Genomic DNA, 25,814 nt, shown 5'->3' with positions numbered 1-25,814 from the left:
ATGCACAGCACGCTCATCGTCGCCCGCATGCAGCCCGGCTCGGCCGACGACGTCGCCAAGCTCTTCGCCGAGTTCGACGCCACCGAGATGCCCGACGTGATGGGCACCCGGCGGCGCCAGCTCTTCCACTACCAGGGCCTCTACTTCCACCTGCAGGACTTCGACACCGACGACGGTGGCGAGACCATCCAGGCGACCCGGACCCACCCGCTCTTCGTCGGCATCAGCGAGGCGTTGAAGGCGCACATCGACGCCTACGACCCCGCCACCTGGCGCAGCCCGGCCGACGCCATGGCCACCCGCTTCTACCACTGGAGGGCTGAACCCACATGACCAGGCGCGTCGTCATCACCGGCATCGGCGTGCTCGCGCCGGGCGGCATCGGGACCAAGGAGTTCTGGAGCCTGCTCAGCGACGGCCGCACCGCCACCCGGGGCATCACGTTCTTCGACCCCTCGCCCTTCCGCTCGCGGGTCGCCGCCGAGATCGACTTCGACCCCGCGGCCCACGGGCTGTCCCCGCAGGAGATCCGCCGCATGGACCGCGCCGCGCAGCTGGCCGTGGTGGCGACCCGGGAGGCGCTGGAGAGCAGCGACCTGACCCCGTCCGACCTCGACCCGCAGCGCACCGGCGTCACCATCGGCAGCGCCGTCGGGGCGACGATGGGCCTGGAGGAGGAGTACCGGGTGGTCAGCGACGACGGTCGCCTCGAGCTCGTCGACCACGAGTACGCGGTGCCCCACCTGTACGGCTACCTGGTGCCCAGCTCGTTCGCCGCCGAGGTGGCGTGGGCAGTGGGCGCGGAGGGGCCGGTCACCGTGGTGTCGACCGGCTGCACGTCCGGGCTCGACGCGGTCGGCCACGCCTGTGAGCTGATCCGCGAGGGGTCGGCCGACGTGATGATCGCCGGGGCGTCCGACGCGCCGATCTCGCCGATCACGATGGCCTGCTTCGACGCCATCAAGGCCACCACGCCCCGCAACGACGAGCCCGAGCACGCCTCCCGGCCGTTCGACAGCACCCGCAACGGCTTCGTGCTGGGCGAGGGCGCGGCCGTGTTCGTGCTCGAGTCGCTGGAGGCAGCCCAGGCCCGCGGCGCCCACGTCTACGCCGAGATCGCCGGCTTCGCCTCCCGCTGCAACGCCTTCCACATGACCGGCCTGCGGCCCGACGGGCGGGAGATGGCCGAGGCCATCACCACCGCGCTGGCCGAGGCCCGGCTGGCGCCCGAGGCGGTCGACTACGTCAACGCCCACGGTTCGGGCACCAAGCAGAACGACCGCCACGAGACGGCGGCGTTCAAGCGCAGCCTGGGCGACCACGCCCGCCGCGTCCCGGTGAGCTCGATCAAGTCGATGGTCGGCCACTCGCTGGGGGCGATCGGGTCGATCGAGATCGCGGCGTCGGTGCTGGCCATGACCCACGACGTGGTGCCGCCCACCGCCAACCTCCACTCCCCCGATCCCGAGTGCGACCTCGACTACGTGCCGCTCACCGCCCGCGAGTGGCGCACCGACACGGTGCTCACGGTCGGCAGCGGCTTCGGCGGCTTCCAGAGCGCCATGGTCCTCACGCAGGCGGGTGCTGACCGAGCGTCCGTCCGTAGCGAGGCTCGCCGAGCGAGGCCCGGCGAAGAGCGAGCGTGGCCCGAGCGGCCCGCTGCGGAGCAGCAAGAGCGGGAAGCAACAGCATGACGGTGGTCGTGACGGGCGTGGGGGTGACCGCGCCCAACGGGCTCGGCACCGACGACTGGTGGGACGCGACCTGCCACGGACGCAACGGCATCGGTCGGGTGACCCGCTTCGACCCGACGCCGTACCCGGTGCGCCTCGCCGGCGAGGTGCCCGACTTCGCGCCCCGCGACCACCTGCCCAGCCGGCTCATCCCCCAGACCGACCACGTGACCCGGCTGGCGCTGGTCGCCGCCGACTGGGCGTTGGCCGACGCGGGCGTGCGGCCCGAGGACCTGCCCGAGTTCGACATGGGCGTGGTCACCGCCAGCTCGGCGGGCGGCTTCGAGTTCGGCCAGGGCGAGCTGCAGAACCTGTGGAGCAAGGGCAGCCAGCACGTGAGCGCCTACCAGTCGTTCGCCTGGTTCTACGCCGTGAACACCGGGCAGATCTCGATCCGCCACGGCATGCGCGGCCCCAGCGGCGTGCTGGTGGGCGACGGCGCCGGCGGGCTCGACGCGCTGGCCCAGGCCCGGCGGCTCATCCGCAAGGACAGCCGGCTGATCGTGTCCGGCGGCGTCGACGCCAACGTCTGCCCGTGGGGCTGGGTGGGCGAGATCGCCGGCGGCCGGCTCAGCACCAGCGACGACCCCGACCACGCCTACCTGCCGTTCGACGCCGACGCCCGGGGCCACGTGCCCGCCGAGGGCGGCGCCCTGCTGATCCTGGAGGACGCCGGCTCGGCCCGCGAGCGGGGCGCACCCCGGGTCTACGGCGAGCTGGCCGGCTACGGCGCCACCTTCGACCCGGCCCCCGGCAAGCGCGGGCCGTCCGGACTGGCGCGGGCGCTGCGGCTGGCGCTCGACGACGCCGGCGTCGCCCCGGCCGACGTCGACGTGGTGTTCGCCGACGCCGCCGGCCTCCCCGACCTCGACCGGGTGGAGGCCGACGCCCTCGCCGGCCTGTTCGGCCCGGGCGGCGTCCCCGTCACCGCCCCCAAGACCATGACCGGGCGACTGACGTCCGGTGCCGCGCCCCTCGACGTGGTGGCCGCCCTGCTGGCGATCCGCGACGGCGTCGTCCCCCCGACGATCAACGTCACCCCCGTGCCCGACTACGGGCTCGACCTGGTGGTGGGCGAACCCCGCCCGCTGCCGGTGCGGACCGCGCTCGTCGTCGCCCGCGGCCAGGGCGGGTTCAACGCCGCCGTGGTCGTCCGCTCCGCCGACTGAACCCTGATCCCCCGATCCAGTCCCCCCGACGAGGAGATCGCGATGACCGACCAACGCATTCAACAGATCACGCTCGACGACCTGCGCCGCATCCTGCGGGAGTGCGCCGGCGAGGAGGAGGGCGTCGACCTCGACGCCGACATCCTCGACACCGAGTTCGAGCTGCTCGGCTACGACTCGCTGGCGCTCCTGGAGACCGCCGCGCAGATCACCCACGAGTACGGCGTCGAGCTCGACGACGACGCCACCACCGCCGCCCGGACGCCACGCGAGCTGCTCGCGCTGGCGAACGCCTAGGTCGCCGTCGTGGCCGTCACGATGACGCGGGGCACCGGTGCCCCGGAGGACACCGACTGGGTGGTGTGCCCCGGCTGCCGGGGGATGATCTACGCCAAGCGCCTGGCCCGCAACCTGCACGTCTGCCCGGACTGCGGCGAGCACCACCGGCTCACCGCCCACCAGCGGCTGGAGCAGCTGCTCGACGAGGCGCCGCAGGAGCTCGACGTGTCGGGCCGCAGCGTCGACGTGCTCGGCTTCACCGACACCAAGCCCTACACCGTGCGCCTGGCCGAGGCCCGCGCCGCCACCGGGCTGGAGGAGGGGGTGGTGATCGCCCGCGGCGCCGTCGACGGGCACCCCGTCGTGTGCGCGGTGATGGACTTCCGGTTCCTCGGCGGGTCGCTCGGTGCCGCCGTCGGCGAGGCCATCACCCGGGCCGCCGAGCACGCCCTCGCCGAGCGGACGCCGCTGCTGATCGTGTCGGCGTCGGGTGGCGCCCGCATGCAGGAGGGCGCCATCTCGCTGATGCAGATGGCGAAGACCAGCCAGGCGATCGGCCAGCTCGGCGACGCCGGCATCCTCACGATCTCGCTGGTCACCGACCCCACGTACGGGGGCGTGGCGGCGTCGTTCTCGACGCTGTGCGACGTGATCGTGTGCGAGCCCCGGGCCCGCCTCGGCTTCGCCGGCCCCCGGGTGATCCAGCAGACGATCCGCAGCACGCTGCCGCCCGGGTTCCAGACCGCCGAGTTCCTGGCCGAGCGCGGCCTGGTCGACATCATCCGCGAGCGCAGCGGCCTGCGCGCCTGCCTGTCCCGGCTGCTGGCCACTGCATCTCCCGCCGTGGCCGCCGCGGCGCCGGGCGGCGGGGACGTCGACGCCGTGGTGCGCGACCCCGACCAGCTGGCCGACGTCGACGCCTGGAAGACCGTGCAGCGGGCCCGCGACATCGACCGCCCCACCACCCTCGACTTCGTCAACCGGGTGTTCGACGACTTCGAGGAGCTGCGGGGCGACCGGGTGGGCGACGACTGCCCCGCCATCGTCGGCGGCGTCGCCCGGCTCGACGGCCGGCCGGTGATGGTGATGGGCCACCAGAAGGGCCACACCATCGGCGAGCTGAGCGCCCGCAACTTCGGGATGGCCGCCCCCGGCGGCTACCGCAAGGCGTCGCGGCTCATGCGGCTGGCTGCCAAGCTGGGCCTGCCCGTCGTCACCTTCGTCGACACGCCGGGCGCCCACCCGGGCGTCGAGGCCGAGGAGCGGGGGCAGGCCCTCGCCATCGCCGAGAGCATCCGGCTGATGGCCGGCCTCCCGGTGCCGGTGGTGACGCTGGTGACCGGCGAGGGCGGCAGCGGCGGCGCACTGGCGCTGGCCGTGGCCGACGAGGTGCTGATCTGCTCCAACGGCGTCTACTCGGTGATCAGCCCCGAGGGCTGCGCGTCGATCCTGTGGAACGACGCCGGTATGGCGCCCACCGCGGCGGCGGCGCTGCGGGTCGACGCCCGGCAGCTGCTGCGGCTCGGCATCGTCGACGGCGTGGTCCGGGAGCCGGAGGGCGGCAGCCAGACCGACCACGCCCTGGCGGCCCGTCGGGTCCACGCCGCGATCGCGGCGGCGATCGACCGGTTGTCCGCGTTGGATGCCCCGGCTCTCGTCGCCCGCCGCCACGCCCGGTTCCGGGCCTTCGGCACCTCGGCCGTCGCATGACCGACGAGGCCCTGGCGTCGCTGGTGCAGCGGGTGCAGGAGAGCGCCCTCGCGCTCGCCGCCCAGGCACCGTCGCGGCCGCGGGCCGTGCGGGTGCGGGCCGGGGACGTGTCCGTGGAGCTCGAGTGGGCGTCGGAGGGCCCCGCCGGGACGATCGTCGCCACCGAGCAGCAGGACGTGGCCACGACCGCCGCCCCGGCGGGGCCCGCCGAGGCCGATCCACCGGGCCGTGCCTACCTCACGGCCTCCACGGTCGGTGTCTTCTACCGCTCCCCCGAGCCCGGCGCCCCGCCGTTCGTCGACGTGGGTGACACGGTCGTGAAGGGCCAGCAGGTCGGGATCATCGAGGCGATGAAGCTGATGATCCCGGTCGAGGCCGACGCGGCCGGCTGCGTCGTCGAGGTGCTGGTCGACGACGGCGCCCCGGTCGAGTTCGGCGACCGCCTCTTCGCCGTCGCCCTCGGCGAGACGGCCGCAGGCGGGACGTGACCATGTTCCGCAAGGTCCTGATCGCCAACCGGGGCGAGATCGCCCTGCGCGTCGCCCGGGCCTGCCGGGAGCTGGGCATCTCCACCGTGGCGGTCCACTCCACCGAGGACCGCGACTCGGCGGTGGTCGCCTACGCCGACGAGTCGGTGCAGATCGGCCCGGCCCCGGCCAAGCGCAGCTACCTCAACATCCCGGCCATCGTGGAGACGGCCCGCCGCACCGGCGCGGAGGCCATCCACCCCGGCTACGGCTTCCTCTCCGAGGACCCGGACTTCGCCGAGGTCTGCCGCGACAACGACATCGTGCTCATCGGCCCGCCGCCCGAGGTGACCGCCCAGCTGGGCGACAAGACCGTGGCCCGCCGGATGATGGCCCGGGCCGGCCTCCCGATGCTGCCGGGGAGCCTGGAGCCGCTGCGGTCGGTCGACGTGGCCCATCGCACCGCCGACGAGGTCGGCTACCCGGTGATCATCAAGGCCGCGGCCGGCGGCGGCGGTCGGGGCATGCGGATGGTGCAGCGCAGCGCCGACTTCCCCGACGCCTACCTGGAGACCCGGGCGGGGGCGCAGGCCCTGTTCGGCGACCCCCGGGTGTATGTCGAGCGCTACCTGGAGACCGCCCGCCACGTGGAGATCCAGGTGCTGGCCGACACCCACGGCACGGTGCTGCACCTGGGCGAGCGCGACTGCTCGGTCCAGCGTCGTCACCAGAAGCTGCTGGAGGAGACGCCGGCGCCCCGCCTGGCGCCCGGGATCGTGCAGCAGATGGGGCAGGTGGCCGTCGACGGCGCCCGGGCCGCCGGCTACGTGGGCGCCGGCACGTTCGAGTTCCTGGTCGGCCCGGAGGGCGAGTTCTACTTCATGGAGGTCAACTGCCGGATCCAGGTGGAGCACCCGGTCACCGAGATGGCCACCGGCGTCGACCTGGTGCACCAGCAGCTGCACGTCGCCGCCGGCGAGCCGCTGAAGCTCTCCCAGGACGACGTGGTCCTCCGGGGTGCCGCCGTCGAGTGCCGCATCAACGTGGAGGACCCCGACCGCGACTTCGCCCCGACGCCGGGGGTGCTCGAGGAGTTCGTCCCCGCCGGCGGGCCGTTCGTGCGGGTCGACACCCACGGCTTCACCGGCTACCGGGTGCCGGCCGCCTACGACTCGCTGCTCGCCAAGCTCGTGGTCTGGGCACCCGACCGCGACCAGGCGCTTGACCGCATGGACCGTGCCCTGGGCGAGTTCCGGGTGCGCGGCCCCGGCGTCCGCACCACCACCGACTTCCTGCGCGAGGTCGTCCACCACCCGACCTTCCGGGCCGGGGAGCACAGCACGTCGATCGTCGACGAGGTGCTCCGCGCCCGCAACCACCGAGTCACCCGACCCGCCTGACCCGTCTGACCTGCCCACACAGGAGGAGCCATGCCACAACACGTCGCACTCGTCACCGGGGCCACCAGCGGGATCGGCCGCGCCGTGGCCCAGCTCGTCGCCGCCGGGGGGAACAAGGTGTTCCTCTGCGCCCGCGACGCCGACAACGTCGCCCTCACCGTCAAGGAGCTCCGCGAGGACGGCCACGAGGCCCAGGGCGTGGCCTGCGACGTCCGCGACCCCGAGCAGGTGCGCGCCTTCGTCGAGGCCGCGGTCGACACCTACGGACCGGTCGACGTCCTGGTCAACAACGCCGGGCGCAGCGGCGGCGGGGTGACCGCCGAGATCGCCGACGACCTGTGGTTCGACGTGGTCGCCACCAACCTCCACAGCGTCTTCCTCATGAGCCGCGACGTCCTGTCGATCGGCGGGATGCGGGAGCTGCCGTGGGGCCGCATCGTCAACATCGCCTCGACAGCCGGCAAGCAGGGTGTGGTGCTGGGGGCGCCGTACTCGGCGTCGAAGCATGGCGTGGTCGGCTTCACCAAGGCGCTCGGCAACGAGCTGGCCAAGACCGGCATCACCGTCAACGCCGTCTGCCCCGGCTACGTCGAGACGCCCATGGCCCAGCGGGTGCGGCAGGGCTACGCCGCGGCCTACGAGACCAGCGAGGACCAGATCCTCGAGCAGTTCCAGGCCAAGATCCCGCTCGGCCGGTACTCCACGCCCGACGAGGTGGCCGGCATGGTCGGCTACCTGCTCTCCGACACCGCGGCCTCGGTCACCTCGCAGGCGATCAACGTCTGCGGCGGCCTGGGCAACTTCTGAACCAGCGTTCTGTCTTCGCTGAGCCCGGAATAGCCGGCTCAGCGAAGACAGAACGACGAGACGAGAGGAGCCACCATGCCCGAGACCCGCAACGTCGAGCACGGGATCACCGTGCAGGCCCCCGCGGCGCAGGTCTACGACCTCATCGCGGACGTCACCAACTGGCCCCAGGTGTTCCCGCCCACCATCCACGTCGAGCAGCTGGAGCGCAGCGACACCGGTGAGCGCATCCGCATCTGGGCCACCGCCAACGGCGAGGCCAAGGCGTGGACGTCGCGCCGGGTGCTCGACTCGGCCGAGCGCCGCATCGAGTTCCGCCAGGAGGTGTCGACCCCTCCCGTCGGAGCGATGGGCGGCACCTGGATCGTCGAGCCGCAGGCCGAGGACGTGGCGCGGGTGCGGCTGCTGCACGACTACCGCGCCGTCGACGACGACCCCGCCAAGCTGGAGTGGATCGACCAGGCCGTCGACCGCAACAGCACCTCGGAGCTGGCGGCGCTGAAGGCCAACGCCGAGCTGGCGATCGGCCGCCGCGACCTGGTGCTCACGTTCGACGACACCGTCGAGATCGCGGGGGCCGGGAAGGACGTCTACGACTTCCTCAACGAGGCCGACCGCTGGGAGGAGCGGCTGCCGCACGTGGGCCGGGTTGCGCTCGACGAGCCGACGCCCGGCCTGCAGGTGCTGGAGATGGACACGAGGACGAAGGACGGGTCGACCCACACCACCAAGTCGGTGCGGGTGTGCTTCCCGTCCACGAGGATCGTCTACAAGCAGGTGGTGGTGCCGGCGCTGATGACGCTGCACACCGGCCGCTGGCTGCTCACCGACACCGACGACGGGGTGGTCGCGGCGTCGCGGCACACGGTGGCGATCAACGAGGCCAACGTGGCGGCGGTGCTGGGCGAGGGCGCCGGGGTCGCCGAGGCGAAGGAGTTCGTGCACAAGGCGCTCAGCGGCAACAGCCTCGCCACGCTGGGCCACGCCAAGGAGTACGCCGAGAGCCGGCGGTGAGCTCCGTGCGACAGCTGACGACCGACGTCGTCGTGGTCGGGGCCGGTCCGGTCGGCCTGCTGCTGGCGGGCGAGCTGCGGCTGGGCGGCGTCGACGTCGTGGTGGTGGAGCGGCTGGCCTCGCCGCACGACGAGTCGCGGGCGTCGCAGCTGAGCGCCCGCACGATGGAGATCCTCGACCAGCGGGGCCTGGTGGAGCGGCTGGGCGGGGCGCCCAATGTGAGGCCGCCCCGGGAGGAGGTGGGTCACTTCGGGGGGCTGCCGCTCGCCGTCGGTGGCGTGGCCAGCCCGTACGCCGGTCATTGGAAGGTGCCGCAGACCGACACCGAGGCCCTGCTGGGAACGTGGGCGGTGCAGCTCGGCGCTGTCGTCCGCCGTCGCCACGAGCTGGTCGCCCTCGAGGTGCACGACGACCACGTCGCGGCGACCGTCACGGCACCGGACGGGACCAGCACCCTCCGATGCTCGTACCTCGTGGGCTGCGACGGGCAGGACAGCACCGTCCGGCGGCTCGCGGGGATCGCGTTCCCCGGTACGGACGCGACCCGCGAGCTGCTGAGGGGCGACGTCGCGGGCATCGACGTACCGAACCGGCGCTTCGAGCGGCTGCCGGGCGGGCTCGCGATCGCCGCCCGGCGGCCCGACGGCGTGACCCGGTTGATGGTCCACGAGGCGGGCCGGGCCCCGGCCGGGCGCGACCCGACGTTCGCGGAGCTGGCCGGTGCCTGGAGGCGGGTCACCGGCGAGGACGTCTCGTCGGGCACGCCCCGGTGGCTGAACGCCTTCGACAACGTCACCCGGAAGGCTGCCGAGTACCGGCGGGGCCGGGTGCTGCTGGCCGGCGACGCCGCCCACCGGCAGATGCCGATCGGCGGCCAGGCGCTGAACAGCGGGCTGGGCGACGCCTTCAACCTGGGTTGGAAGCTGGCGGCGGTGGTGCAGGGCTCGACTGCACTCGACCTGCTCGACAGCTACCACGACGAGCGCCACCCGGTCGGCGCCGCGGTGCAGGACGACGTCCGGGCCCAGGAGCTGCTGCTGCTCGGCTCGGCGGACCTCGACCCGCTGCGGGCGGTGCTGGGGGAGCTGCTCGCTCTGCCCGCCGCCCGCGACCAGCTCGCTGCGGTGGTCAGCGGCGTCGACGTCCGCTACCCGGCCGACCCGGACGACCACCCGCTCGTCGGCACCCGCCTCCCGCCCTGCAGCTGGTGGGATCCGACCCGACACCACGGCCTGCTTCTCGGGTGCGGGGTCGACGTCGCCGACGTGCCGTGGGGCGACCGGGTCCGGGCGGTGCCCGGGCTGGGCGTGGCGGGCCTCGACGCCGGTGACCTGGTGCTGGTCCGCCCCGACGGGCACGTGGCCTGGGTCGGCTCCGGCGACGACGCCGCGGGCCTCGAGGCGGCGCTCACCCGCTGGTTCGGGGCCCCGGCCGTCGCCGGGTCACGTCGCTGAGCCGATGGGCGCCCGCCGCCGATGTGCCCGCCGGGCCATGTCGTCGAGCGGTCGCGTCGGGCCGTGGGGGTCGTCGTCGACCAGGGCGGCGCGGTCCTCGCCGAAGCGGAAGCCGACGCCCCGGACGGTGACGATCCAGGTGCCGGAGCCCAGCTTGTTGCGCACGCTGCTGACGTGGGTGTCGATGGTGCGGCTCGACTCGGTGCAGTTGCCGTCCCACACCCGCAGCGCCAGCTCCTGGCGGGAGAACACCGCCTCGGGCCGGGAGGCGAGGAGGCCGAGCAGGTCGAACTCCTTGCGGGTGAGACCGACCACGTGGCCGCGGAGCCGCACCTCGCGCCGGGCCGGGTCGATGTGCAGCGGGCCCCGCTCGACCGGGCCGGCGGCGTGGCCGGTGCGTGGCCCTGCCGCCCGGCGCATCACCGCGTCGATGCGGGCCATCAGCTCACGGAACCAGTACGGCTTCACCAGGTAGTCGTCGGCGCCGGCCTGGAGACCGAGCACCCGGTCGAGCTCGCTGCCGCGCTTCGTCACGGCGATGATCGGCGTGTCGCAGGCGCTGCGGACGCCCCGGCAGACCTCGAGGCCGTCGATGTCGGGCAGCTCCAGGTCGAGCAGCAGGAGGTCGGCGCGGTGGTAGGCCCGCAGCGCGTCGGCTCCCGTCCCGACGCTCTGGGCGTCGTGGTTGTGCCTTTCGAGTCCACGGATCAGCGTCTCCGCCGAAGCTGCATCGGGTTCTACCACGAGTACGCGCAATGTCGACCCCTGTACATCCAAGACAAATAGGCTCAGAAAGTGACGACTGGAACGACTAAACGCCACGGTCGGACCGGTGCAATCCCCAGCCCCAGCTGCCCGGCCGATATGTACTGACCGAGGCCCAATTTACCAGCAACCCGCAGAGTGTTCAACCAGCTACGACATGACGTGCTAAATGTCACGTCTTTCGGCGATCAGGGTTCGATCGGTCGATCTATTTCGAAATCTCGTGGGCACTTCTTATCTAGAAAGATTCGAAACAACTTGTGCGATGTGGACCACGACGGTCACGGTTGCCATGAGGTCGCCCTGACCTCGTCGCCTTCCCCAGGCTTGGAAGCGGAATTGGATTCCGGTGATTAGATTAGGCGGAAGGAGATTCCGCATGTCAACCCCTGTTTCCGCCGCCACCACCGACACCACGCCCCGCCGCCGACGGGCCGACGCCGAGCGCAACCGCATCCGGGTCCTCGACGCGGCACGCACGCTGTTCGCCGAACGGGGCGACGACGTGTCGATGGAGGAGGTGGCCCGGCAGGCGGGAGTGGGCATCGGCACCCTCTACCGGCACTTCCCCACCAAGGAGGCGATGGTCGAGGCGGCCGCCCAGCAGCGCTTCGGCGACATCCTCACCTACTACCGCGAGGTGTGCCGGGAGCGCCCCGAGCCGCTCGAGGCGCTGTCGCTGCTGCTCACCCACATCGGCGAGACGCAGGTGCGCGACCGGGGCTTCTGCAGCGTGGTCGAGGCCACGGTCGGCTCCGGCGAGGCACCGGGCGAGCTGCGGGCCGAGTTCGAGGGCGAGCTGGTCGACCTGATCAACAAGGGCCAGGCCGACGGGACCATCCGTGAGGACGTCGAGGGTGCCGACATCCTGGCCGTCACCTGCGGGCTCGCCACCGTCGTCTCCCGGGCCAGCGGCGACTGGCACCGCTTCGTCGAGATCGTGGTCTCGGGTCTGCGGCGCTAGCGCTCCGACCAGCGGTTCACCGCGGGGTCGCCGCCACGAAGTCGGCCACCACCCGGGCCAGCTCCGGGCCCTTGTCCTCCTGGAGGAAGTGGCCGCCGCCCGCGATCGTCGTGTGGGGCTGGTCCTTCGCCCCCGGGACCAGGCGCTGGAAGATGCCCTCGCCGCCCCGGGTGATCGGGTCGCCGTCGGAGAACGCCGTCAGCAGCGGCTTCTCGAACGCCGCCAGCGTCTCCCATGCGGCGCGGTTGGCGGCCGTCGCCGGGTCGTCGGGCGACGTCGGCACCAGCGTGGGGAAGGTCCGGGCACCCGCCGTCGACGCGTCGTCGGGGAAGGGGGCGTCGTAGGCGGCGATCACCTCGGGCGGCAGGTCGCTGGTGCAGCCGCCGTCGACGATCCGGCCCACCGGGAACGCCGGCGTCTCCTGCGAGAACTTCTGCCAGGCCAGGAAGGCGTCGGTCAGCGGCTGGTCGCCGGTCGGCAGGCCGCTGTTGGCGACGACGACGCGGGCGAAGCGCTCGGGGTGCTCGCCCACCAGGCGCAGGCCGACGAGCCCGCCCCAGTCCTGCCCGACCAGCGTCACGTCGCGCAGGTCGAGGCGGTCGAACAGCGCCTCCCGCATCCACTCGACGTGGCGGGCGAACGTGTAGTCGGCCCTCACGACCGGCTTGTCGGAGCGACCGAAGCCGACCAGGTCGGGCGCCACGCAGCGCAGCCCGGCGTCGACCAGCACGGGGATCATCGTGCGGTACAGGAAGCTCCACGACGGCTCGCCGTGCAGCAGCAGGACCACCTGGCCGTCCGCCGGTCCCTCGTCGAGGTGGTGGACGCGCAGCGGGTCGCCGTCGGTGTCGTCGACCTCCACGTAGTGGGGCGCGAACGGGAAGTCGGGCAGCCCCTCGAAGCGGGCGTCGGGCGTGCGGAGCAGTTCCATGGTTCCTCCGGTCAGGCCGGGGCCTCGACGTCGAGGTGGCGCACCTCGGTCGACAGGCCGGCGTAGAGATCGGCGATCAGGTCGTCACGCAGGGCCTTCACGGCCGGGTCGTCCCAGCGGTTGTGCCACTGGTGGGGGTCGTCGGCCACGTCGTACAGCTCGCCGGTGGCGATGCCGACGCCGCCCGGGCCGTCGAAGCTGCGCTCGTAGGCGACCCCGCTGGGGCGCAGCACGCCGTCGCCGAACACCCTCTCGAGGCCGGTCGGCTGCCCGACCGTCGACGGCTCGTACACCGTGCACAGCCAGCCGTCGCGGTAGACGGTCCGCAGGTGCATGCCGTGGCCAGGGAACTGGCTGTCCCACTCGCACAGCGCCCGCTCGCGGCTCGGGGTGCCGTCGGGGCCGTCGCCGGTGGGGAGGGCGGCGCCCTGCATCCAGTCGGCGGGCTCGATGCCGGCGATGGCGCAGAACGTGGGGGCGAGGTCGACCTGGCCGACAGGGTCGGTGATGACCGCTGGTGTGACGCCCGCGCTGGGGGCCGGGCGCCACACCAGCGGAAGCCGCATGAGGGCGTCGGTGTGGAAGGGGCCCTTGTAGAGGAGGCCGAAGTCGCCCTGGAGCTCGCCGTGGTCGGTGGTGAAGATCACGTCGGTGTCGTCGCCCCAGCCGCGGGCGGCGATGCGGTCGAGCACCCGGCCGCACGCCTCGTCGATCAGCTCGTTCATCACGTGGACCTTGGCGTTGACCTCCCGCAGCTGGTCGTCCGTGAGGGGGCCGGGGGAGAAGCCGGCCGGGCCGCCCTCCACGTTCGACCACGAGCCCTCCCAGTAGGCCAGCCAGTGCGGCGGCTTGCCCTCCAGCACCCGGCGGACGCTCGCCTCGTCGCCGGGGTGGCCGGGCGGGAGGTCGAGGTCGCGCCAGTCGACCCGGTCGAGCTCACCGGCCGGCGGGTCCCACGGGTGGTGGGGGTCGGGGAAGCTCATCCAGCAGAACCAGCTGTCGTCCTCGGCCAGGGTGTCGAGCCAGTCGATCGTCAGGTCGGCCACCCAGTCGGTGTGGTACCAGCCGCGGGGGATCGGGTTGTTCTTGGTCTCCGGAGCGCCGGTGTCGCCGCCGGGCGAGCCCTGCAGCAGGTCGGCGTAGCTGTGGAGGTGCTCGGGGTGGTGCTCGGACAGCCAGCGGCCGTAGTGGGCGATGAGGTGGTCGCCCCAGGCTGCGGCGTGCATCACCTGGACGGAGCGCTCGAAGCCCCGCCAGGGCCCGGTGTCGCCCCGCCGGGCGCGGAGGTTCTCCTCGAACTTGCCGTGGGGGTCGAAGCCGGGCTCGAAGTGGGCCTTGCCCAGGAGCGCCGTGCGGTACCCGGCGGCCTCGGCCAGGTGGGCGGCGACGGAGGGCGCGTCGACGGGGAGGGCGATGCCGTTGGCGACCACGCCGTGGGTGCGGGGGTACTGGCCGGTGAGCATGGTCGAGCGGGCCGGCATGCAGACGGTGTTCTGGTTGTAGGCCCGCTCGTAGCGGATCCCGTGGGCCGCCAGGGCGTCGACCACCGGCGTGCGGGCGACGGTGCCGCCGTTGCAGCCGAGCCCGTCGTAGCGCTGCTGGTCGGTGGTGACGAACAGGATGTTGCGACCCACGGTCCCTCCCTATGCGAGTAGCGCCGTGAGGGCGCGCGTCGTGACCTCGGCGGCGTTCTCGGCCGACAGTCCCTGGCCGATGCGGAGCCGTTCCCAGGCTTCCCAGCAGGTGGCGACGTCGAGAGCTTCGAGCAGCACCTCGTCGTCGTCGCCCAGCTCGGTGGCGAACACCGCCGCCAGCTGGTCGCGGAAGAACCGGCCGAAGCGCTGGAGCTCGTCCCGGATCGGCGGCGACGTGGGCGCCAGCCGGACGGCGAGGCGTCGCACCGGCGAGATCGCCTCGAACACCTCGCCCCGGTTGACCACCAGCGTCTCGATCCTCACGGCGAGCGGCCCGTCGGCGGGGAGGTCGACGAGCAGCGGCGTCACCCGCTCGATCTGCCGCTCGATGGCGGTGCGGTGCAGGGCCTCCATGTCGTCGAAGAGCCGGAAGATCGACCGCATCGACACCCCCGACCGCCCCGACACCTCCTGCGCCGTCGGCTGCGCAAGTCCCTCGTCCAGCAACCCGAGGATCGCATCCACGACCGCGTCCTGGTTCCTGACCCGCCGCCTCACCCGCCCGTCCGTCGCCTCCATCCCCTCGACCCTAAGAATTGTCACACCCTATGTCAAGACATGGCGGGCGTGGCCGTCGTGTGCGCCCACGCCCGCCCCTGTTCGGTTGGTCAGGAGGGATGGGGCTGGTAGTGGAGTGCGATGATCCCGCAGTCGAACGGCTGGGCGCCGACCAGGCGGAACCGGCGGTTGGCGTCGAGCGGGCCGAACACCGGCATGCCGCCGCCGAACGCGGTGGGGTTGACGAACAGGTAGAGGTCGTCGACCAGGTTGTCGGCGATCAACGACGAGACCAGGGTGCCTCCGCCGTAGGCGATCAGGTCCCCACCGGGCCGGGCCTTGAGCTCGTTGACGGTCTCGACGATGTCGCCGCCGGCGACGACCGCGTTGTCCCACGGTGAGGTGGTGAGGGTGTTGGAGATCACGACCTTGGGTGTGTCGTTGATCCAGTCGGTCAGCGCCTCGGGCTCGTCGTCGGGCCGGGACTCCCAGGCCGGGATGAACCCCTCGGCGGTCTTGCGGCCCAACACGATGCAATCGACCGACTCGGTGAGCGCGTCCATGTAGGCGTAGACGTCTTGGCTGAACGGGACGTCCATCCCGCCCGGCTGCCCGTCCGGGGCGGCCATGTAGCCGTCGATGCTGGTCTGGACCTGGAGCTTGAACTTGCGCATGACTGGTGTCCTCTCGGGTTCGGTTACCTCCGAAACGAACGGCAGTCCCCCGAATCGACAGCGACCGGCCTCTCCGCAACGAGCCGACCCCTGAAGGACATCCAACAGTTTGGGTTGATGCATCAAAGGAGCTTGATGTAGACATGGGCTGTGGGAACGTCACAGGCCGATCGGGAACTGGCCCCGCCGGAGTTCTTGCAGCTCGTGGGGCATCCGCTGCGCTGGCGGCTGTTGGGCGATCTGGCCCGCAGCGACCGCACGGTGCACGAGATGACCGGCCTGGTGGGTCAGCCCCAGAACCTGGTCTCGTACCACCTGGCCAAGCTGCGCGACGCCCGGCTGGTCTCGGCGCGGCGCAGCTCGGCCGACCGCCGCGACGCCTACTACACCGTCGACCTCGCCCGCCTGGCGGAGATGCTGTCCGTCACGGGCGGGGATCTGCACCCCGGGTTGCGTCTCGTCCCGCCGCCCCCGAACGGCGCCGGGCTGGCGGCGGGGAGCGCGCGGGTGTTGTTCCTGTGCACGGGCAACAGCGCCCGTTCCCAGATGGCCGAGGCCCTGGCCCGGGTCCGCTCCGGTGGTGCGGTCGAGGCCCACAGCGCCGGCAGTCACCCCAAGGCGCTGCACGCCAACGCGGTGCGGGTGATGCGCGACGAGCACGGCATCGACCTGACGGATCACCGCTCGAAGCACCTGAGCGTGTTCGCCGAGCAGCGCTTCGATCGGGTGGTCAGCCTGTGCGATCGGGTGCGGGAGGTCTGCCCCGAGTTCCCCGGCCGCCCCGAGACGATCCACTGGAGCATCCCCGACCCCGCGGTCGGGCACGCAGGCGGTGACGACGAGGCGAGCTACCCGGCCTTCCGGCAGACGGCCGACGAGCTGGACACCCGGATCAGGTTCCTGCTCGCCACCCTCGCCGCTCCGACAGCCCCGGTCCCGACGACAACACAGGAGGAACGATGACGGAACTGAACGAGATGGTGAACGTCCGCTACATGGTCGACGACGTCGACGCCGCGATCGAGTTCTACACCAAGCACCTCGGGTTCGAGGTGCGCACCAGCGCCGCCCCCGCCTTCGCGGACGTCACCCGCGGCAACCTGCGGCTGCTGCTCAGCGGGCCGGCCAGCTCGGCCGGGCGTCCCATGCCCGACGGCACCAAGCCCGGCCCCGGCGGCTGGAACCGCATCCACCTCCTCGTCACCGACATCACCGCAGAGGTCGCCCGGCTCCGCGATGCGGGAGCGAGCTTCCGCAACGACGTCGTCACCGGCCCCGGCGGCTCGCAGATCCTCCTCGAGGACCCCGCCGGCAACGTCGTCGAGCTGTTCCAACCCGCCGGCACCTGACCGCCCGCGCCTCAGCGCTCGTGGGCGGCGGGTTCGGGGCTGGTGTCGTCGGGAGTGTCGTCGGGGGTGAGGCCGAGGCGGCGGCGTTCGAGCTCGATGATCTGGCGTTCGGTCTGGGCCTGGGGTGCGGTGGCGAGGGCCGACACGTCGGTCGCGTGGGGGCTGGCGTCCTTGAGGTCGCTCGTCCGCACGTACTCGTCGAACAACCTGCGCTTGGTGGTCAGGATCTCCAGCATCCGCTGGTCGACGCCGTCCTCGACCAGGAGCCGGTGGACGTGGACCGGCCGCAGCTGGCCCATGCGATGGAGCCGGGCGACGGCCTGGTCCTCGATCGACGGCTTCCACTGGGGCTCGGTGAGCACCACCACCGACGCCGCCTGGATGTTCAGGCCCACCCCGCCGGCCTGGATCTGGCTCACCAGGACGAGCGGCTCCGGCGACGCCGAGAACTCGTCGACCAGCGCCTGGCGCGACAGCGGGTCGAGGCTGCCGGTGAGGAGGCCGGCCGAGCGCCGGTCGAGGGTCTGGTCGACCGCTCGGAGCACGTTGAGGAACGACGAGAACACGACGGTCTTCCAGCCGTTGTCGGCCGCTTCGTCGACGATCTCCACCAGCCGGTGCAGCTTGGCGCTCTCTCCGACGTCGGCGGCCTCGAACGCGGCGCGGCGCATGGCCATGAAGTTCCCCGACGCCACCGCGCGGGCGTAGGCGCGACGGTCGGCCGACGTCGTCTCGACCCACTCGTCGTTGTCGATCCGGGGTGGCAGCTCCTCCAGCACGTCGGACTGGTTGCGGCGCAGGTAGACGTCGGCGATGGCGGCCCGGAAGGCGTCGGTCCCCACCAGCCCGACGCCCGGCTCCATCCGGGCCGCCACGTCGGGCCGGATGTGGGCGACGAGGTTGCGGAACTCCTCGATCCGGTTCTCCATCGGCGTGCCGGTGAGGAGCAGCACGCGGTCGACGGCCCGGATGTGCCGCAGCGTGGCCTGCGTGCGCTGGGCGGCAGGGTTCTTCACGTAGTGCGCCTCGTCGGCCACGAGCAGCGCCACCGCCAGCTCGTCGGGGATGACCAGGGATTTCAGCGAGTCGTAGGTCACGACGCCGACGCCGCCGCGACGCACCCAGGCGTGGAGGTTGTGTCGCCGGTCGGCGCCGTGGAGGCGGAACGCCCGCAGTCGGCTGTGCTGCTCGATCTCGTGGGCCCAGTTGGCCAGCACGCTGGCCGGGCAGACGACCAGGGAGTGGGTGGCGCCCTCCGCGTGGAGGTGGCCGATGGCGGCCAGCGCCTCGACCGTCTTGCCCAGGCCCATCTCGTCGCCGAGGATCGCCCGGCCCTGGGCGAGGGCGAAGCGGGCGCCGAAGGCCTGGTAGCCCCGCAGCGAGACGTCCAGCAACGACGTGTCGAGCCCGTGGGTGTCGATGCGCTCGGCGATCTCCGACGGGATGTGCCCGTGCACGGCGTCGGGCTCGCCGTCGAGCCCCGCGATGGCGACGAGCAGGCCGTTGTAGGCGACCGCCCGCTCCCGGAAGTCGTCCCAGATCGACCCGTCGACCTCCGGAACGTCGGGTCGCAGACCGAGTGCCCGCTGCCAGCGGGGGTCGCCGCGGTCGATCCCGGACACGGCCACGACGGAGTGGAGCTCGTCGAGCGCCGCCCTGGCCCGGCGGCGCCGTGTGGCCCCGGCGAGGAGCATCCGCAGGCGACTGCCGGCCAGCGCCGCCGCCGGTAGCAGGCCCTCGACGCGCCCGGCGAGGTCGGTGAGCTCGTCGCGCACCGGACCGACCGCCTGCTCCGCCTCCTCGAACCGGCGCAGGCCGCCCAGCAGCCGGGTCTGGGTGTCGGGGCGACGGTCGACGTCGAACCGCACCCGGACGGTCCGCTCGAGCGCCCGGCGGAGTGCGTAGGCGGCGCCGACGACCTGGGCGGCGGTGTCGGGCCCCACTCCGTCGATCACCTGGAGACGGCCGACCCTCGCGCCGACCACGGACGCCACGGTGGTGTAGCCCACCGCCTCCAACGGGCCCAGCCGCAACTGGTCCTTCGTCGTCTCCCGGAGCCGGGACACCGGCAGCCGCGCCAGCTCGTCCCGCACGGCCTCCGCCCTCGCGGCCTCGTACGCCGTGCGGGCCTCCTGCCGTCGCTCCTCCGCGATGCCCAGCACGGTCGCGGCGGCCGTCGCGTCGCCCGGGGCTCGGCTCAGCAGCCGCCGCGCCGCCGCACCTGACCGCACACGCACCCGCGCCCGACGACCGTCGTCGGACCCCGTCGCTGCCGTCGTCATCGTGTCGCCCACCCCGCCATGCCTGCCCGCTCCCCGCTGTCCTGAGCCCCGGTCAACCCGCGTCGGGAGCTCAGGCTGCCTTGCGTCTGCGGATACGGGGGCGGCGGGGGAGGAGGGCGATCGCCGCGGAGATCGCGGTGGCGAGGGCGAGGGGGTTGCGGTGGGGGATCAGGTGGTGGCCGGGGAGCTCGACGATCGGGGCGTCGAGGCTGGCGGCGAGCTTTCGTTGGCGGTGGACGGGGACCAGCTTGTCGTGCTGGGTGACGACGACGACTGCCGGGGGTGTCAGCTCGGCGACCCAGGCGCGGCTGGTGAAGGTGCCCAGGCTGGCGGCGGCGGCGAGGATCGCCCGGGACTGGTGCCCGCCCAGCTCGCGGACGAGGGTGGGGAGGAAGCCCCGCACCGCGGACGGCAGCAGCGACGGCCACCAGTCGGGCGTCAGGTGCGACGCGGCGGTGAGGGTCCCCAGCAGCGTGAACTGCAGGCGCTCGGCGGGTCGGCCGCGGAAGTCGCGGGCGGTGGCGCACAGCACCAGGCCCGACACGAGGTCCGGTCGCCGGTGGGCCAGCAGCTGGGCGACCGCCCCGCCCATCGAGTAGCCGACGACCAGCACGGGCTTGTTCGTGGTGGCCTCGATCAGCGCGGCGACGTCGTCGGCGCAGTCCTCCAGGCGGAACCGGCCGCCGCAGCGGGGGCCGCGGCCGTGGCCCCGGAGGTCGGGGGCGATCACGTGGAACCGCGAGGCCAGCGCGGGGATCACCGCGTCCCAGTTGAGCGCCGCGGTGGCACCCAGCCCGTGGAGGAGCACGACCGTCGGCGCCCGCCGCGGCCCCTGGGCACCACGCACGTACATGGGGCCCCGGCCCGCCACGTCGACGACCCGACCCTCAGCCACGGTCAGGCCCCGCCCTTCCCGGTCGCCGCCTTCTTCTTCGGCTTCTTCGGGGTCGCCGCAGACAGCAGGGCCGAGAGGGTCAGCTCGATGCCGGTGGCGAGGACGTCGACGTCTCGGGAGACCTCGTGGTCGCCGGTGACGCCGAAGGTGACCATGCCGTCGTAGGAGAAGATCGCCACGCCGGTGCGCAGCGGGGCCGCGATCGGGACGTACGGGTAGGCCCGGAGCATCCGCCGGCCACAGGAGTAGAGGGGGAGCTGGGGACCCGGGACGTTGGTGGTCACGGTGTGGACCGTGCCCGACCCCTGCACCGCCCGGGCCGCCACCCGCATCCCCAGCGCCAGCAGGGCCGGCGGGGCGAACCCCGTGAGCGCCGTGAGGGCCTCGCCCGCCACCGCCTGCCCCGACTCCTTCAGCCCCGCCAGCTGCGCGGTGATCGCCCCCAGCCGCTCGACCGGGTCGACCAGGCCCACCGGCAGCTCGGCGAACATGGCCGAGATCCGGTTGTCGAAGGAGCCGTCGTGGGTGGCGGCGCCGTCGGGCCGGGTCGCCCGCACCGAGACGGGCACCAGCGTGCGCACCACCCGGTCGGCCCGCACGTCCTCGCCCCGCTCGACCAGCAGGTGCCGGAACCCGCCGGCCACCGCGGCCAGCACCACGTCGTTGACGGTGCCGCCCAGCGCCCGGCGGATCTGCTTGACGTCGTCCAGCGAGGCGTCGGCCCAGGCGTACTCACGGTGTGGCGTGATGGGCCCGGTGAGCCCGCCGGTCGACGCCGAGGTGGCCACCCCGCCCAGCGACAGCAGCCCCGGCAGCAGGCCCCGCACCTGCTCCAGCACCCGGCTGGGTCGCCGCAGCTGGGCGCTGAGGAGCCGCACCCGCTCGTAGCTGTCGAACGACAGGTCGCGGGCGGCGCCCAGCACCAGGTCCCGGCGGGAGGGCGTCCGCGACGGCACCCACGGCGGCGCCTCGACCTCCGGCGGATCCGGGGTCACGTCGAGCAGCACGGCCAGGATCTCGGCCCCCGACACGCCGTCGACCATGCAGTGGTGCACCTTCGTCACCAGCGCCCACTGCTGGTCGGCCAGGCCCTCGACCACCCACATCTCCCACAGCGGCTTGGTGCGGTCGAGCCGCTGCGACATCAGCCGCCCGACCAGCCGTCGCAGCTCCGCGGTGCCCGCCGGCGCCGGCAGGGCGGTGCGGCGGAGGTGGTAGTCGACGGAGAAGTCCTCGTCGTCGACCCACAGCGGCCGCTCCAGGCCGAACGGCACGAACTCCACCCGCTGGCGGCACCGTGGCACCTGCGCCAGGCGCTGCTCCATGGTGTGGGCGAGCGCGTCGTGCGACGGCGGCGGCCCCTCGAAGATCCCGATGGAGCCGATGTGCAGGCTGACGGCCCGATCGCTGTCCTCGATGTGGAGGAACGACGTGTCGAGCGGGCTCATGCGGTCCATGTCGTGCTCCTCCCCGATGTGACCGATGTCAACGTACCGCCCCGCCCATGTAACCCTGGCACCGGGCCGCGTCGTGGGGGGATCAGGAGCGGGTCGGGGGGAGGATCTCCTCCCAGCCGCCCTCCTCGGTGGGGATGGTCTGCACGTAACCCGTGCCCAGGCGCTTCATGAAGCCCCACAGGTAGCCCTCGGGGTCGGTCACGTTGAAGCTGCGCACGTCGTAGTCGCGGTCGACCGGGGCCTCGGCCTCCACGCCGGCGGCCCGGACCCGCTCGTACTGGGCGTCGACGTCGTCGACCCACACGCCGACGAACTGGTCGGGCCCATGGTCCTTCCACAGTCCGGGGCCGTGGCCGGAGAACCACAGCTCGGTGTCGCCGATGAGCATCTCGGCCTGGCGCACGACGCCGTCCTTGTCGACGTAGCGGGCCCGCTCCTCGAAGCCGAACACCCGGCTCAGCCAGTCGAGCATGGTGTTGGCGTCCTCGTAGCGGGTGCCGACCACCACGCCGGTGAAGCCGGGGGCTGCGTCCGTCATCGTCGTTCCTCCATGTGTCGTTCGAACCACTGGGTCAGGCGGCGCCAGCCGTACTTGGCGAGGTTGACGGCGACGTCGGGCGGCACGCGGTCGAGGCCGCGGTGCTCCAGCACCACCCGGGTCGCGCCCTCCGCAGCGGCCTCGAACCGGATGTCGACCTCGGTGTCGCGCCAGTCGACGAACACCAGCCGCTGCCCCGGCTCCCACACCGTCACCCGGGCCCGCTCCTCCTCCGGGCCGTTGTCGGGGCCGACCTCCAGCAGGCGGCCGCCGACACCCGGCTCGAAGCGCAGCGTGGTCGGCGACCCCAGGCCCTGCCGGTACCACTGGTCGATCTCCTCGGTGAACACCGCGAACGCCGTGTCCGGGTCGACCTTCACCGTGATCGACACCCGCACCGCCGCCAGGTCGCTCATCGCGACTTCCGCTCCCGCCGCTCGGCGTGCTCGGCGAAGGCCCCGAGCTGCTCGGACCAGAACGCCTGCACCTGGTCGAGCCAGGCCCGCAGTTGCACGATCCGGTCGGGCCGCAGCCGGTAGACACGGACGCGGGCGTCGTCACCGGGTGTGTCGACCTCGACGAGCCCGGCGTTGCGCAGCACCCGGAGGTGACGGCTCATGGCGGCCGGCGTCATGCCCGCCTGCTCGGCGATCACGCTGGCTCGGAGCGCGTCACTCCCCAACAGCTCCACCACCCGCCGTCGGGTGGGGTCGGCCAGAGCGACCAGCGTCGTGTCGAGATGATCAACGATGGCGTTGATGATCAACGCCAGGGTTGAGCGTTGTCAAGGGCCGTCGACGAGGCCGGTCTCCCGGACCGTGATGCTCAGGCGGCCCGGCGGCAGGCCCAACCCGGCGGGCGCCGAGGCCGGCACGACCTTCGGGACGCCGTGGAAGATCAGGCGCTGGGAGCGGCCGAACACCAGGAGGTCGCCGCTGCGCAGCTCGACGTCGGTGAACGGGCCGGTGCGGCGGTCGACCCCGGCGAGTCGGAACACGCAGGTGTCGCCCAGGCTGATGGTGACCACCGGCGCGGCCGACGGCTCCTCGCCGTCCTGGTGCAGGCCCAGCTTGGCGCCCGGTGCGTAGAGGTTGACGATCGCCGCGTCGGGCGCGTACGAGCGGGCCTCCGGCGAGTCGACCCCGTAGGCGGCCCCCACCGCGGCGACCGCCGCCGACGCCAGCGACGCCGGCAGCGGCTTGACCGGCGCCCCGTCGGTGTCGTCGGCCGTGCGGCTGTAGGCGTAGGGCGACCAGTGCCAGCCCAGGCACACCGACTGCACCGACATCACCTGGCCCGTCGGCATCCGGGGGTGCCGCAACCCCGCGGGCGGCTCCGACCAGCGTCGGAAGTCGGCCACCAGGGCCTGCTGGGCGCCGAGGGAGAGCCAGCCGGGCACGAGCTCCACGTCGGGCAGCACCTCGGACCACTCCCGCTCGGCGGGGTCGCCCGCCTCCGGCAGCCCCAGAGTCAGCTGCCCCTCCGGGTCGGGCGCCGCCGGCCCCAGCACGGTCGGCACGCCCTTCGCCCGGCCCTGGACACCCTTCCAACGAGTCGCCGACGTGCTGCTGCCCATACCCCTACAACGCTGGCCCCGCCGGCCGTGTGAGATCCAACCCGGTCGGGCAGGCTCCGACGCGTGACCGTGACCGTCGTGGTGGTGATCCACGAACTGATCGCCACCCGGGTCGCCGCCGCCGAGCCCACCGTGCTCGCCTGCTCGGCCCTCGAGCGCCGCTACCGCGCCCGCCTCGCCGCCCTGGAGACCCCGAGCCCCGACGAGGCGATCGTGGTCGACGCCAATGGCCCCGTGGCCGACGTGGTGGAGGAGGTCGTCGAGCGCCTCGAGCAGGGCCCGGGCGCGACGATGGCGACCACCTGAGACGTGTGGTCGCCATCGTGACGCGTGCCGCCGGCAGTGCCGGCATGTGGGCTAAGCGACTAGCCGGGGCACGTGTTCCGGTACTCGGAGATGCGGGTCGACGCCGGCGGTGGGCACATGAACTGCTCGTACCGGGTGTCGTTGTCGACGTAGCGCTTCATCCACACGATCGCCATGCGACCCTGCGGGTTGTTCGCCGCTCCACCGAGGAAGTGGTCGGCCCCCGCGACCTCCAGGTAGGCCTTCTCCGAGGCGGCCGGGATCTGGTCGTAGAACGGCTCGGCGAACGATCCGACGCCGGCGATGAAGTCGTTCTGGGCGCCGATGATCATCGTCGGCACGCTGACCGTGTTGAAGAACACGAATGTGTCCCACGGCTGCAGCGCGACGGCGGCCTGGTACGACGGGTTGTCACGCACAGCCTCGATCGTGCCGCCGCCACCCATCGAGTGGCCCATGACCGCCCGACGGGTCGGGTCGACCCGCTGCCGCACGGCGGCGGGGGCGGAGTTGACCACGTAGTTCAGCGCGGCCGTCAGCTGCTGCGACCGGCTGTTCGGGAGGTCGAAGAGGCCCAGCGTGTCGATGGTGATCACCACGAACCCGTGGGAGGCCAGCAACGGCCCGGCCCACTGGATGATGAACTGCGGCGACAGGAAGCCCGGCGACACGGCGATCACGCCGAAGGTGCCCTGGCTGGTGTCGTTCGGGTAGTAGATCGTGCCGCCGCCGAAGTTGGTCTGGCGGGCGACGGCGGCCGAGCTGGTGGTGAAGGGCCCCGTCGCGGCGTCGATGCTGGCGCTGGTCGGCGCCGGGCCCCGTTGGAGCGGGTTAGGCGTCTGCGCGCCACTGGCCGTCGGGCTGACGACGAGGGCGCCCAGGCTCAGTGCCACGGCGACCAGGGCCGCGGCGAGTGAACGTGGTCGAGTTCGCATGCTTGTTGATCCCCCAAGTGATGTCGGCCGACAGGCGTCGCGTCGACACGTTCAATAACAACCACACCAAAGGGGTGATTGTCAATAAGAGGTGGGGGTACCCGCTATTTTGTCAGTGGGTGCCGTTGACGCCCGCCGACAGCTGGGCGAGCAGGATCCCGGTGGCCTCGCCGAACGTCCTCGAGTCGGTGCTCGGGTCGGCGATCCGCAGCACCGACACGCCGATGCCCAGGCCGAGGATCGCCGCGGCCAGCCTGTCGGAGCTCATCGGCAGGGGGACGCCCAGCTCCCGGCTCTGCCCGTCGAGGATGCCGGATATCGCCATGCGTGCCGCCATCAGGCCCTGGCTGGACTGGGCGCGCATCGCCGGCTTGTGCCGCGTCGACAGCGCGAACTCGGTCACCAGCACGACCCACTCCTCGTCGCCGAGCTGGTCGTCGACCCACTGGCCCAGGGCCGCCAGGCGCGCCGTCACCGTCGGCTCGGCCGCGTCGAGCTGCTCCTGCATCGCGACGATGCCCTTCACCATGTGGCGCTGGATGACCGCGAGACCGAGGTCCTCCTTGCTGGTGAAGTTCGAGTAGACGGCGCCGGTGGTGTACCCCGCGGTGCGGGCGATCTGGCCTATCGAGGCCGCGAGGTAACCCTGCTTCAGGAACACCCGCTCCGCCGACCTGACGAGCCGTGATCGTGTGCGGGCCTGACTCTCTTGACGGGTCAAGGGTCGTCGCTGGCTCATGTGTCCGGCCAGGCTAGTCGTGCGTGAAAGTCCTTGAGATTTGCGCACTCAACTACTCACGCGCGCGTCGAGCGCGGCTGCGCACGACGACTGACACCACTGTCGGCGGAGTCCCAGAGTGTGCGTGGTGGGGCGCTCGGTGCCTCGTAGCCTGACCGCCGGGCCGGGGCGCCCGGCA

The 25,814-nt window shown here is 72.7% G+C and carries 28 protein-coding genes; 14 read left to right on the top strand and 14 right to left on the bottom strand.

The window, feature by feature from the left end:
• The 10 genes from VK611_11675 to VK611_11630 all read left to right on the top strand — a co-directional run bounded on the left by VK611_11675 (window position 1) and on the right by VK611_11630 (window position 10,033).
• A complete protein-coding gene (locus tag VK611_11675) occupies window positions 1-333 on the top strand; it encodes a TcmI family type II polyketide cyclase (GenBank protein HMG41984.1) in 333 nt (110 codons plus the stop codon).
• On the top strand, window positions 330-1,694 hold the full coding sequence (locus tag VK611_11670; protein ID HMG41983.1) for a beta-ketoacyl-[acyl-carrier-protein] synthase family protein: 1,365 nt from the start codon (window positions 330-332) through the stop codon (window positions 1,692-1,694). The genes VK611_11675 and VK611_11670 overlap by 4 nt, the downstream gene beginning before the upstream one ends.
• Window positions 1,691-2,902 (top strand): ketosynthase chain-length factor, encoded by a 1,212-nt coding sequence (locus tag VK611_11665; protein ID HMG41982.1) that lies wholly within the window; start codon window positions 1,691-1,693, stop codon window positions 2,900-2,902. The genes VK611_11670 and VK611_11665 overlap by 4 nt, the downstream gene beginning before the upstream one ends.
• A gap of 42 nt (window positions 2,903-2,944) precedes the next feature.
• Window positions 2,945-3,199: an acyl carrier protein gene (locus tag VK611_11660; GenBank protein ID HMG41981.1), complete on the top strand. Its 255-nt coding sequence runs from the start codon at window positions 2,945-2,947 to the stop codon at window positions 3,197-3,199.
• Window positions 3,200-3,208: 9 nt separating this feature from the next.
• Window positions 3,209-4,891 (top strand): acetyl-CoA carboxylase carboxyl transferase subunit alpha, encoded by a 1,683-nt coding sequence (accA, locus tag VK611_11655; protein ID HMG41980.1) that lies wholly within the window; start codon window positions 3,209-3,211, stop codon window positions 4,889-4,891.
• Window positions 4,888-5,379: a biotin/lipoyl-containing protein gene (locus VK611_11650; GenBank protein HMG41979.1), complete on the top strand. Its 492-nt coding sequence runs from the start codon at window positions 4,888-4,890 to the stop codon at window positions 5,377-5,379. Before accA ends, VK611_11650 begins: the two co-directional genes overlap by 4 nt.
• Before the next feature lie 2 nt (window positions 5,380-5,381).
• Window positions 5,382-6,758 (top strand): acetyl-CoA carboxylase biotin carboxylase subunit, encoded by a 1,377-nt coding sequence (locus VK611_11645; protein ID HMG41978.1) that lies wholly within the window; start codon window positions 5,382-5,384, stop codon window positions 6,756-6,758.
• Window positions 6,759-6,788: 30 nt separating this feature from the next.
• Window positions 6,789-7,565: a 3-oxoacyl-ACP reductase FabG gene (gene fabG / locus VK611_11640; protein ID HMG41977.1), complete on the top strand. Its 777-nt coding sequence runs from the start codon at window positions 6,789-6,791 to the stop codon at window positions 7,563-7,565.
• A gap of 75 nt (window positions 7,566-7,640) precedes the next feature.
• Entirely contained in the window at window positions 7,641-8,579 is a 939-nt protein-coding gene (locus VK611_11635; protein ID HMG41976.1) for an aromatase/cyclase, read from the top strand.
• A gap of 5 nt (window positions 8,580-8,584) precedes the next feature.
• Window positions 8,585-10,033, top strand: coding sequence for an FAD-dependent monooxygenase (locus VK611_11630; protein HMG41975.1), 1,449 nt, complete (start codon window positions 8,585-8,587; stop codon window positions 10,031-10,033).
• On the opposite strand, the gene VK611_11625 is transcribed toward VK611_11630, so the two are convergent.
• Window positions 10,022-10,777: a response regulator transcription factor gene (locus VK611_11625; GenBank protein ID HMG41974.1), complete on the bottom strand. Its 756-nt coding sequence runs from the start codon at window positions 10,775-10,777 to the stop codon at window positions 10,022-10,024. The two genes, VK611_11630 and VK611_11625, sit on opposite strands and share 12 nt — an antisense overlap.
• Before the next feature lie 400 nt (window positions 10,778-11,177).
• On the opposite strand from VK611_11625, the gene VK611_11620 reads away from it, so the two are divergent.
• Complete coding sequence (locus tag VK611_11620; GenBank protein HMG41973.1) at window positions 11,178-11,762, top strand: helix-turn-helix domain-containing protein; 585 nt, start codon at window positions 11,178-11,180, stop codon at window positions 11,760-11,762.
• Between the two features lie 16 nt (window positions 11,763-11,778).
• Here VK611_11620 and VK611_11615 read toward each other — a convergent pair whose 3' ends face one another.
• The 4 genes from VK611_11615 to VK611_11600 form a co-directional block, all read right to left on the bottom strand.
• Window positions 11,779-12,693: a haloalkane dehalogenase gene (locus tag VK611_11615; protein HMG41972.1), complete on the bottom strand. Its 915-nt coding sequence runs from the start codon at window positions 12,691-12,693 to the stop codon at window positions 11,779-11,781.
• A gap of 11 nt (window positions 12,694-12,704) precedes the next feature.
• Window positions 12,705-14,327 (bottom strand): sulfatase-like hydrolase/transferase, encoded by a 1,623-nt coding sequence (locus VK611_11610; protein ID HMG41971.1) that lies wholly within the window; start codon window positions 14,325-14,327, stop codon window positions 12,705-12,707.
• Between the two features lie 9 nt (window positions 14,328-14,336).
• Window positions 14,337-14,906, bottom strand: coding sequence for a TetR/AcrR family transcriptional regulator (locus tag VK611_11605; protein HMG41970.1), 570 nt, complete (start codon window positions 14,904-14,906; stop codon window positions 14,337-14,339).
• An 89-nt stretch (window positions 14,907-14,995) separates the two neighbouring features.
• On the bottom strand, window positions 14,996-15,559 hold the full coding sequence (locus VK611_11600; GenBank protein HMG41969.1) for a dihydrofolate reductase family protein: 564 nt from the start codon (window positions 15,557-15,559) through the stop codon (window positions 14,996-14,998).
• A gap of 150 nt (window positions 15,560-15,709) precedes the next feature.
• On the opposite strand from VK611_11600, the gene VK611_11595 reads away from it, so the two are divergent.
• Entirely contained in the window at window positions 15,710-16,522 is an 813-nt protein-coding gene (locus VK611_11595) for an ArsR family transcriptional regulator (protein HMG41968.1), read from the top strand.
• Entirely contained in the window at window positions 16,519-16,908 is a 390-nt protein-coding gene (locus VK611_11590) for a VOC family protein (protein ID HMG41967.1), read from the top strand. Before VK611_11595 ends, VK611_11590 begins: the two co-directional genes overlap by 4 nt.
• 11 nt (window positions 16,909-16,919) lie before the next feature.
• Here the strand turns inward: VK611_11590 and VK611_11585 are convergent, their stop codons facing one another.
• The 7 genes from VK611_11585 to VK611_11555 form a co-directional block, all read right to left on the bottom strand.
• On the bottom strand, window positions 16,920-19,190 hold the full coding sequence (locus VK611_11585) for a DEAD/DEAH box helicase (GenBank protein HMG41966.1): 2,271 nt from the start codon (window positions 19,188-19,190) through the stop codon (window positions 16,920-16,922).
• 70 nt (window positions 19,191-19,260) lie between these two features.
• Window positions 19,261-20,085: an alpha/beta hydrolase gene (locus VK611_11580; protein ID HMG41965.1), complete on the bottom strand. Its 825-nt coding sequence runs from the start codon at window positions 20,083-20,085 to the stop codon at window positions 19,261-19,263.
• 2 nt (window positions 20,086-20,087) lie between these two features.
• Entirely contained in the window at window positions 20,088-21,542 is a 1,455-nt protein-coding gene (locus VK611_11575) for a wax ester/triacylglycerol synthase family O-acyltransferase (GenBank protein HMG41964.1), read from the bottom strand.
• Between the two features lie 82 nt (window positions 21,543-21,624).
• Window positions 21,625-22,080 carry a VOC family protein gene (locus VK611_11570; GenBank protein HMG41963.1) on the bottom strand — a complete coding sequence of 152 codons (456 nt, stop codon included), beginning with the start codon at window positions 22,078-22,080 and terminating at the stop codon, window positions 21,625-21,627.
• Entirely contained in the window at window positions 22,077-22,496 is a 420-nt protein-coding gene (locus VK611_11565) for a hypothetical protein (protein ID HMG41962.1), read from the bottom strand. Before VK611_11565 ends, VK611_11570 begins: the two co-directional genes overlap by 4 nt.
• Window positions 22,493-22,846, bottom strand: a complete 354-nt coding sequence (locus VK611_11560; protein ID HMG41961.1) for a metalloregulator ArsR/SmtB family transcription factor — start codon at window positions 22,844-22,846, stop codon at window positions 22,493-22,495. Before VK611_11560 ends, VK611_11565 begins: the two co-directional genes overlap by 4 nt.
• A gap of 18 nt (window positions 22,847-22,864) precedes the next feature.
• Window positions 22,865-23,656, bottom strand: coding sequence for an alpha-ketoglutarate-dependent dioxygenase AlkB (locus tag VK611_11555; protein HMG41960.1), 792 nt, complete (start codon window positions 23,654-23,656; stop codon window positions 22,865-22,867).
• Window positions 23,657-23,719: 63 nt separating this feature from the next.
• Here VK611_11555 and VK611_11550 point away from each other — a divergent pair, with 63 nt between their 5' ends.
• The gene (locus VK611_11550; GenBank protein HMG41959.1) at window positions 23,720-23,962 is read left to right on the top strand and encodes a hypothetical protein; all 243 of its coding nucleotides are present in this window, start codon (window positions 23,720-23,722) and stop codon (window positions 23,960-23,962) included.
• 59 nt (window positions 23,963-24,021) lie between these two features.
• On the opposite strand, the gene VK611_11545 is transcribed toward VK611_11550, so the two are convergent.
• Together VK611_11545 and VK611_11540 are read right to left on the bottom strand one after the other, a co-directional pair.
• Complete coding sequence (locus tag VK611_11545) at window positions 24,022-24,897, bottom strand: hypothetical protein (protein HMG41958.1); 876 nt, start codon at window positions 24,895-24,897, stop codon at window positions 24,022-24,024.
• Between the two features lie 112 nt (window positions 24,898-25,009).
• Entirely contained in the window at window positions 25,010-25,636 is a 627-nt protein-coding gene (locus VK611_11540) for a TetR/AcrR family transcriptional regulator (GenBank protein HMG41957.1), read from the bottom strand.
• Window positions 25,637-25,814 lie beyond the last annotated feature (178 nt).

Source organism: Acidimicrobiales bacterium (assembly GCA_035316325.1).
GTDB lineage: Bacteria > Actinomycetota > Acidimicrobiia > Acidimicrobiales > VFJN01 > DASXTK01.
Note: the sequence above shows the minus strand (reverse complement) of the source record. Positions and strands in the feature narration are given on the sequence as shown.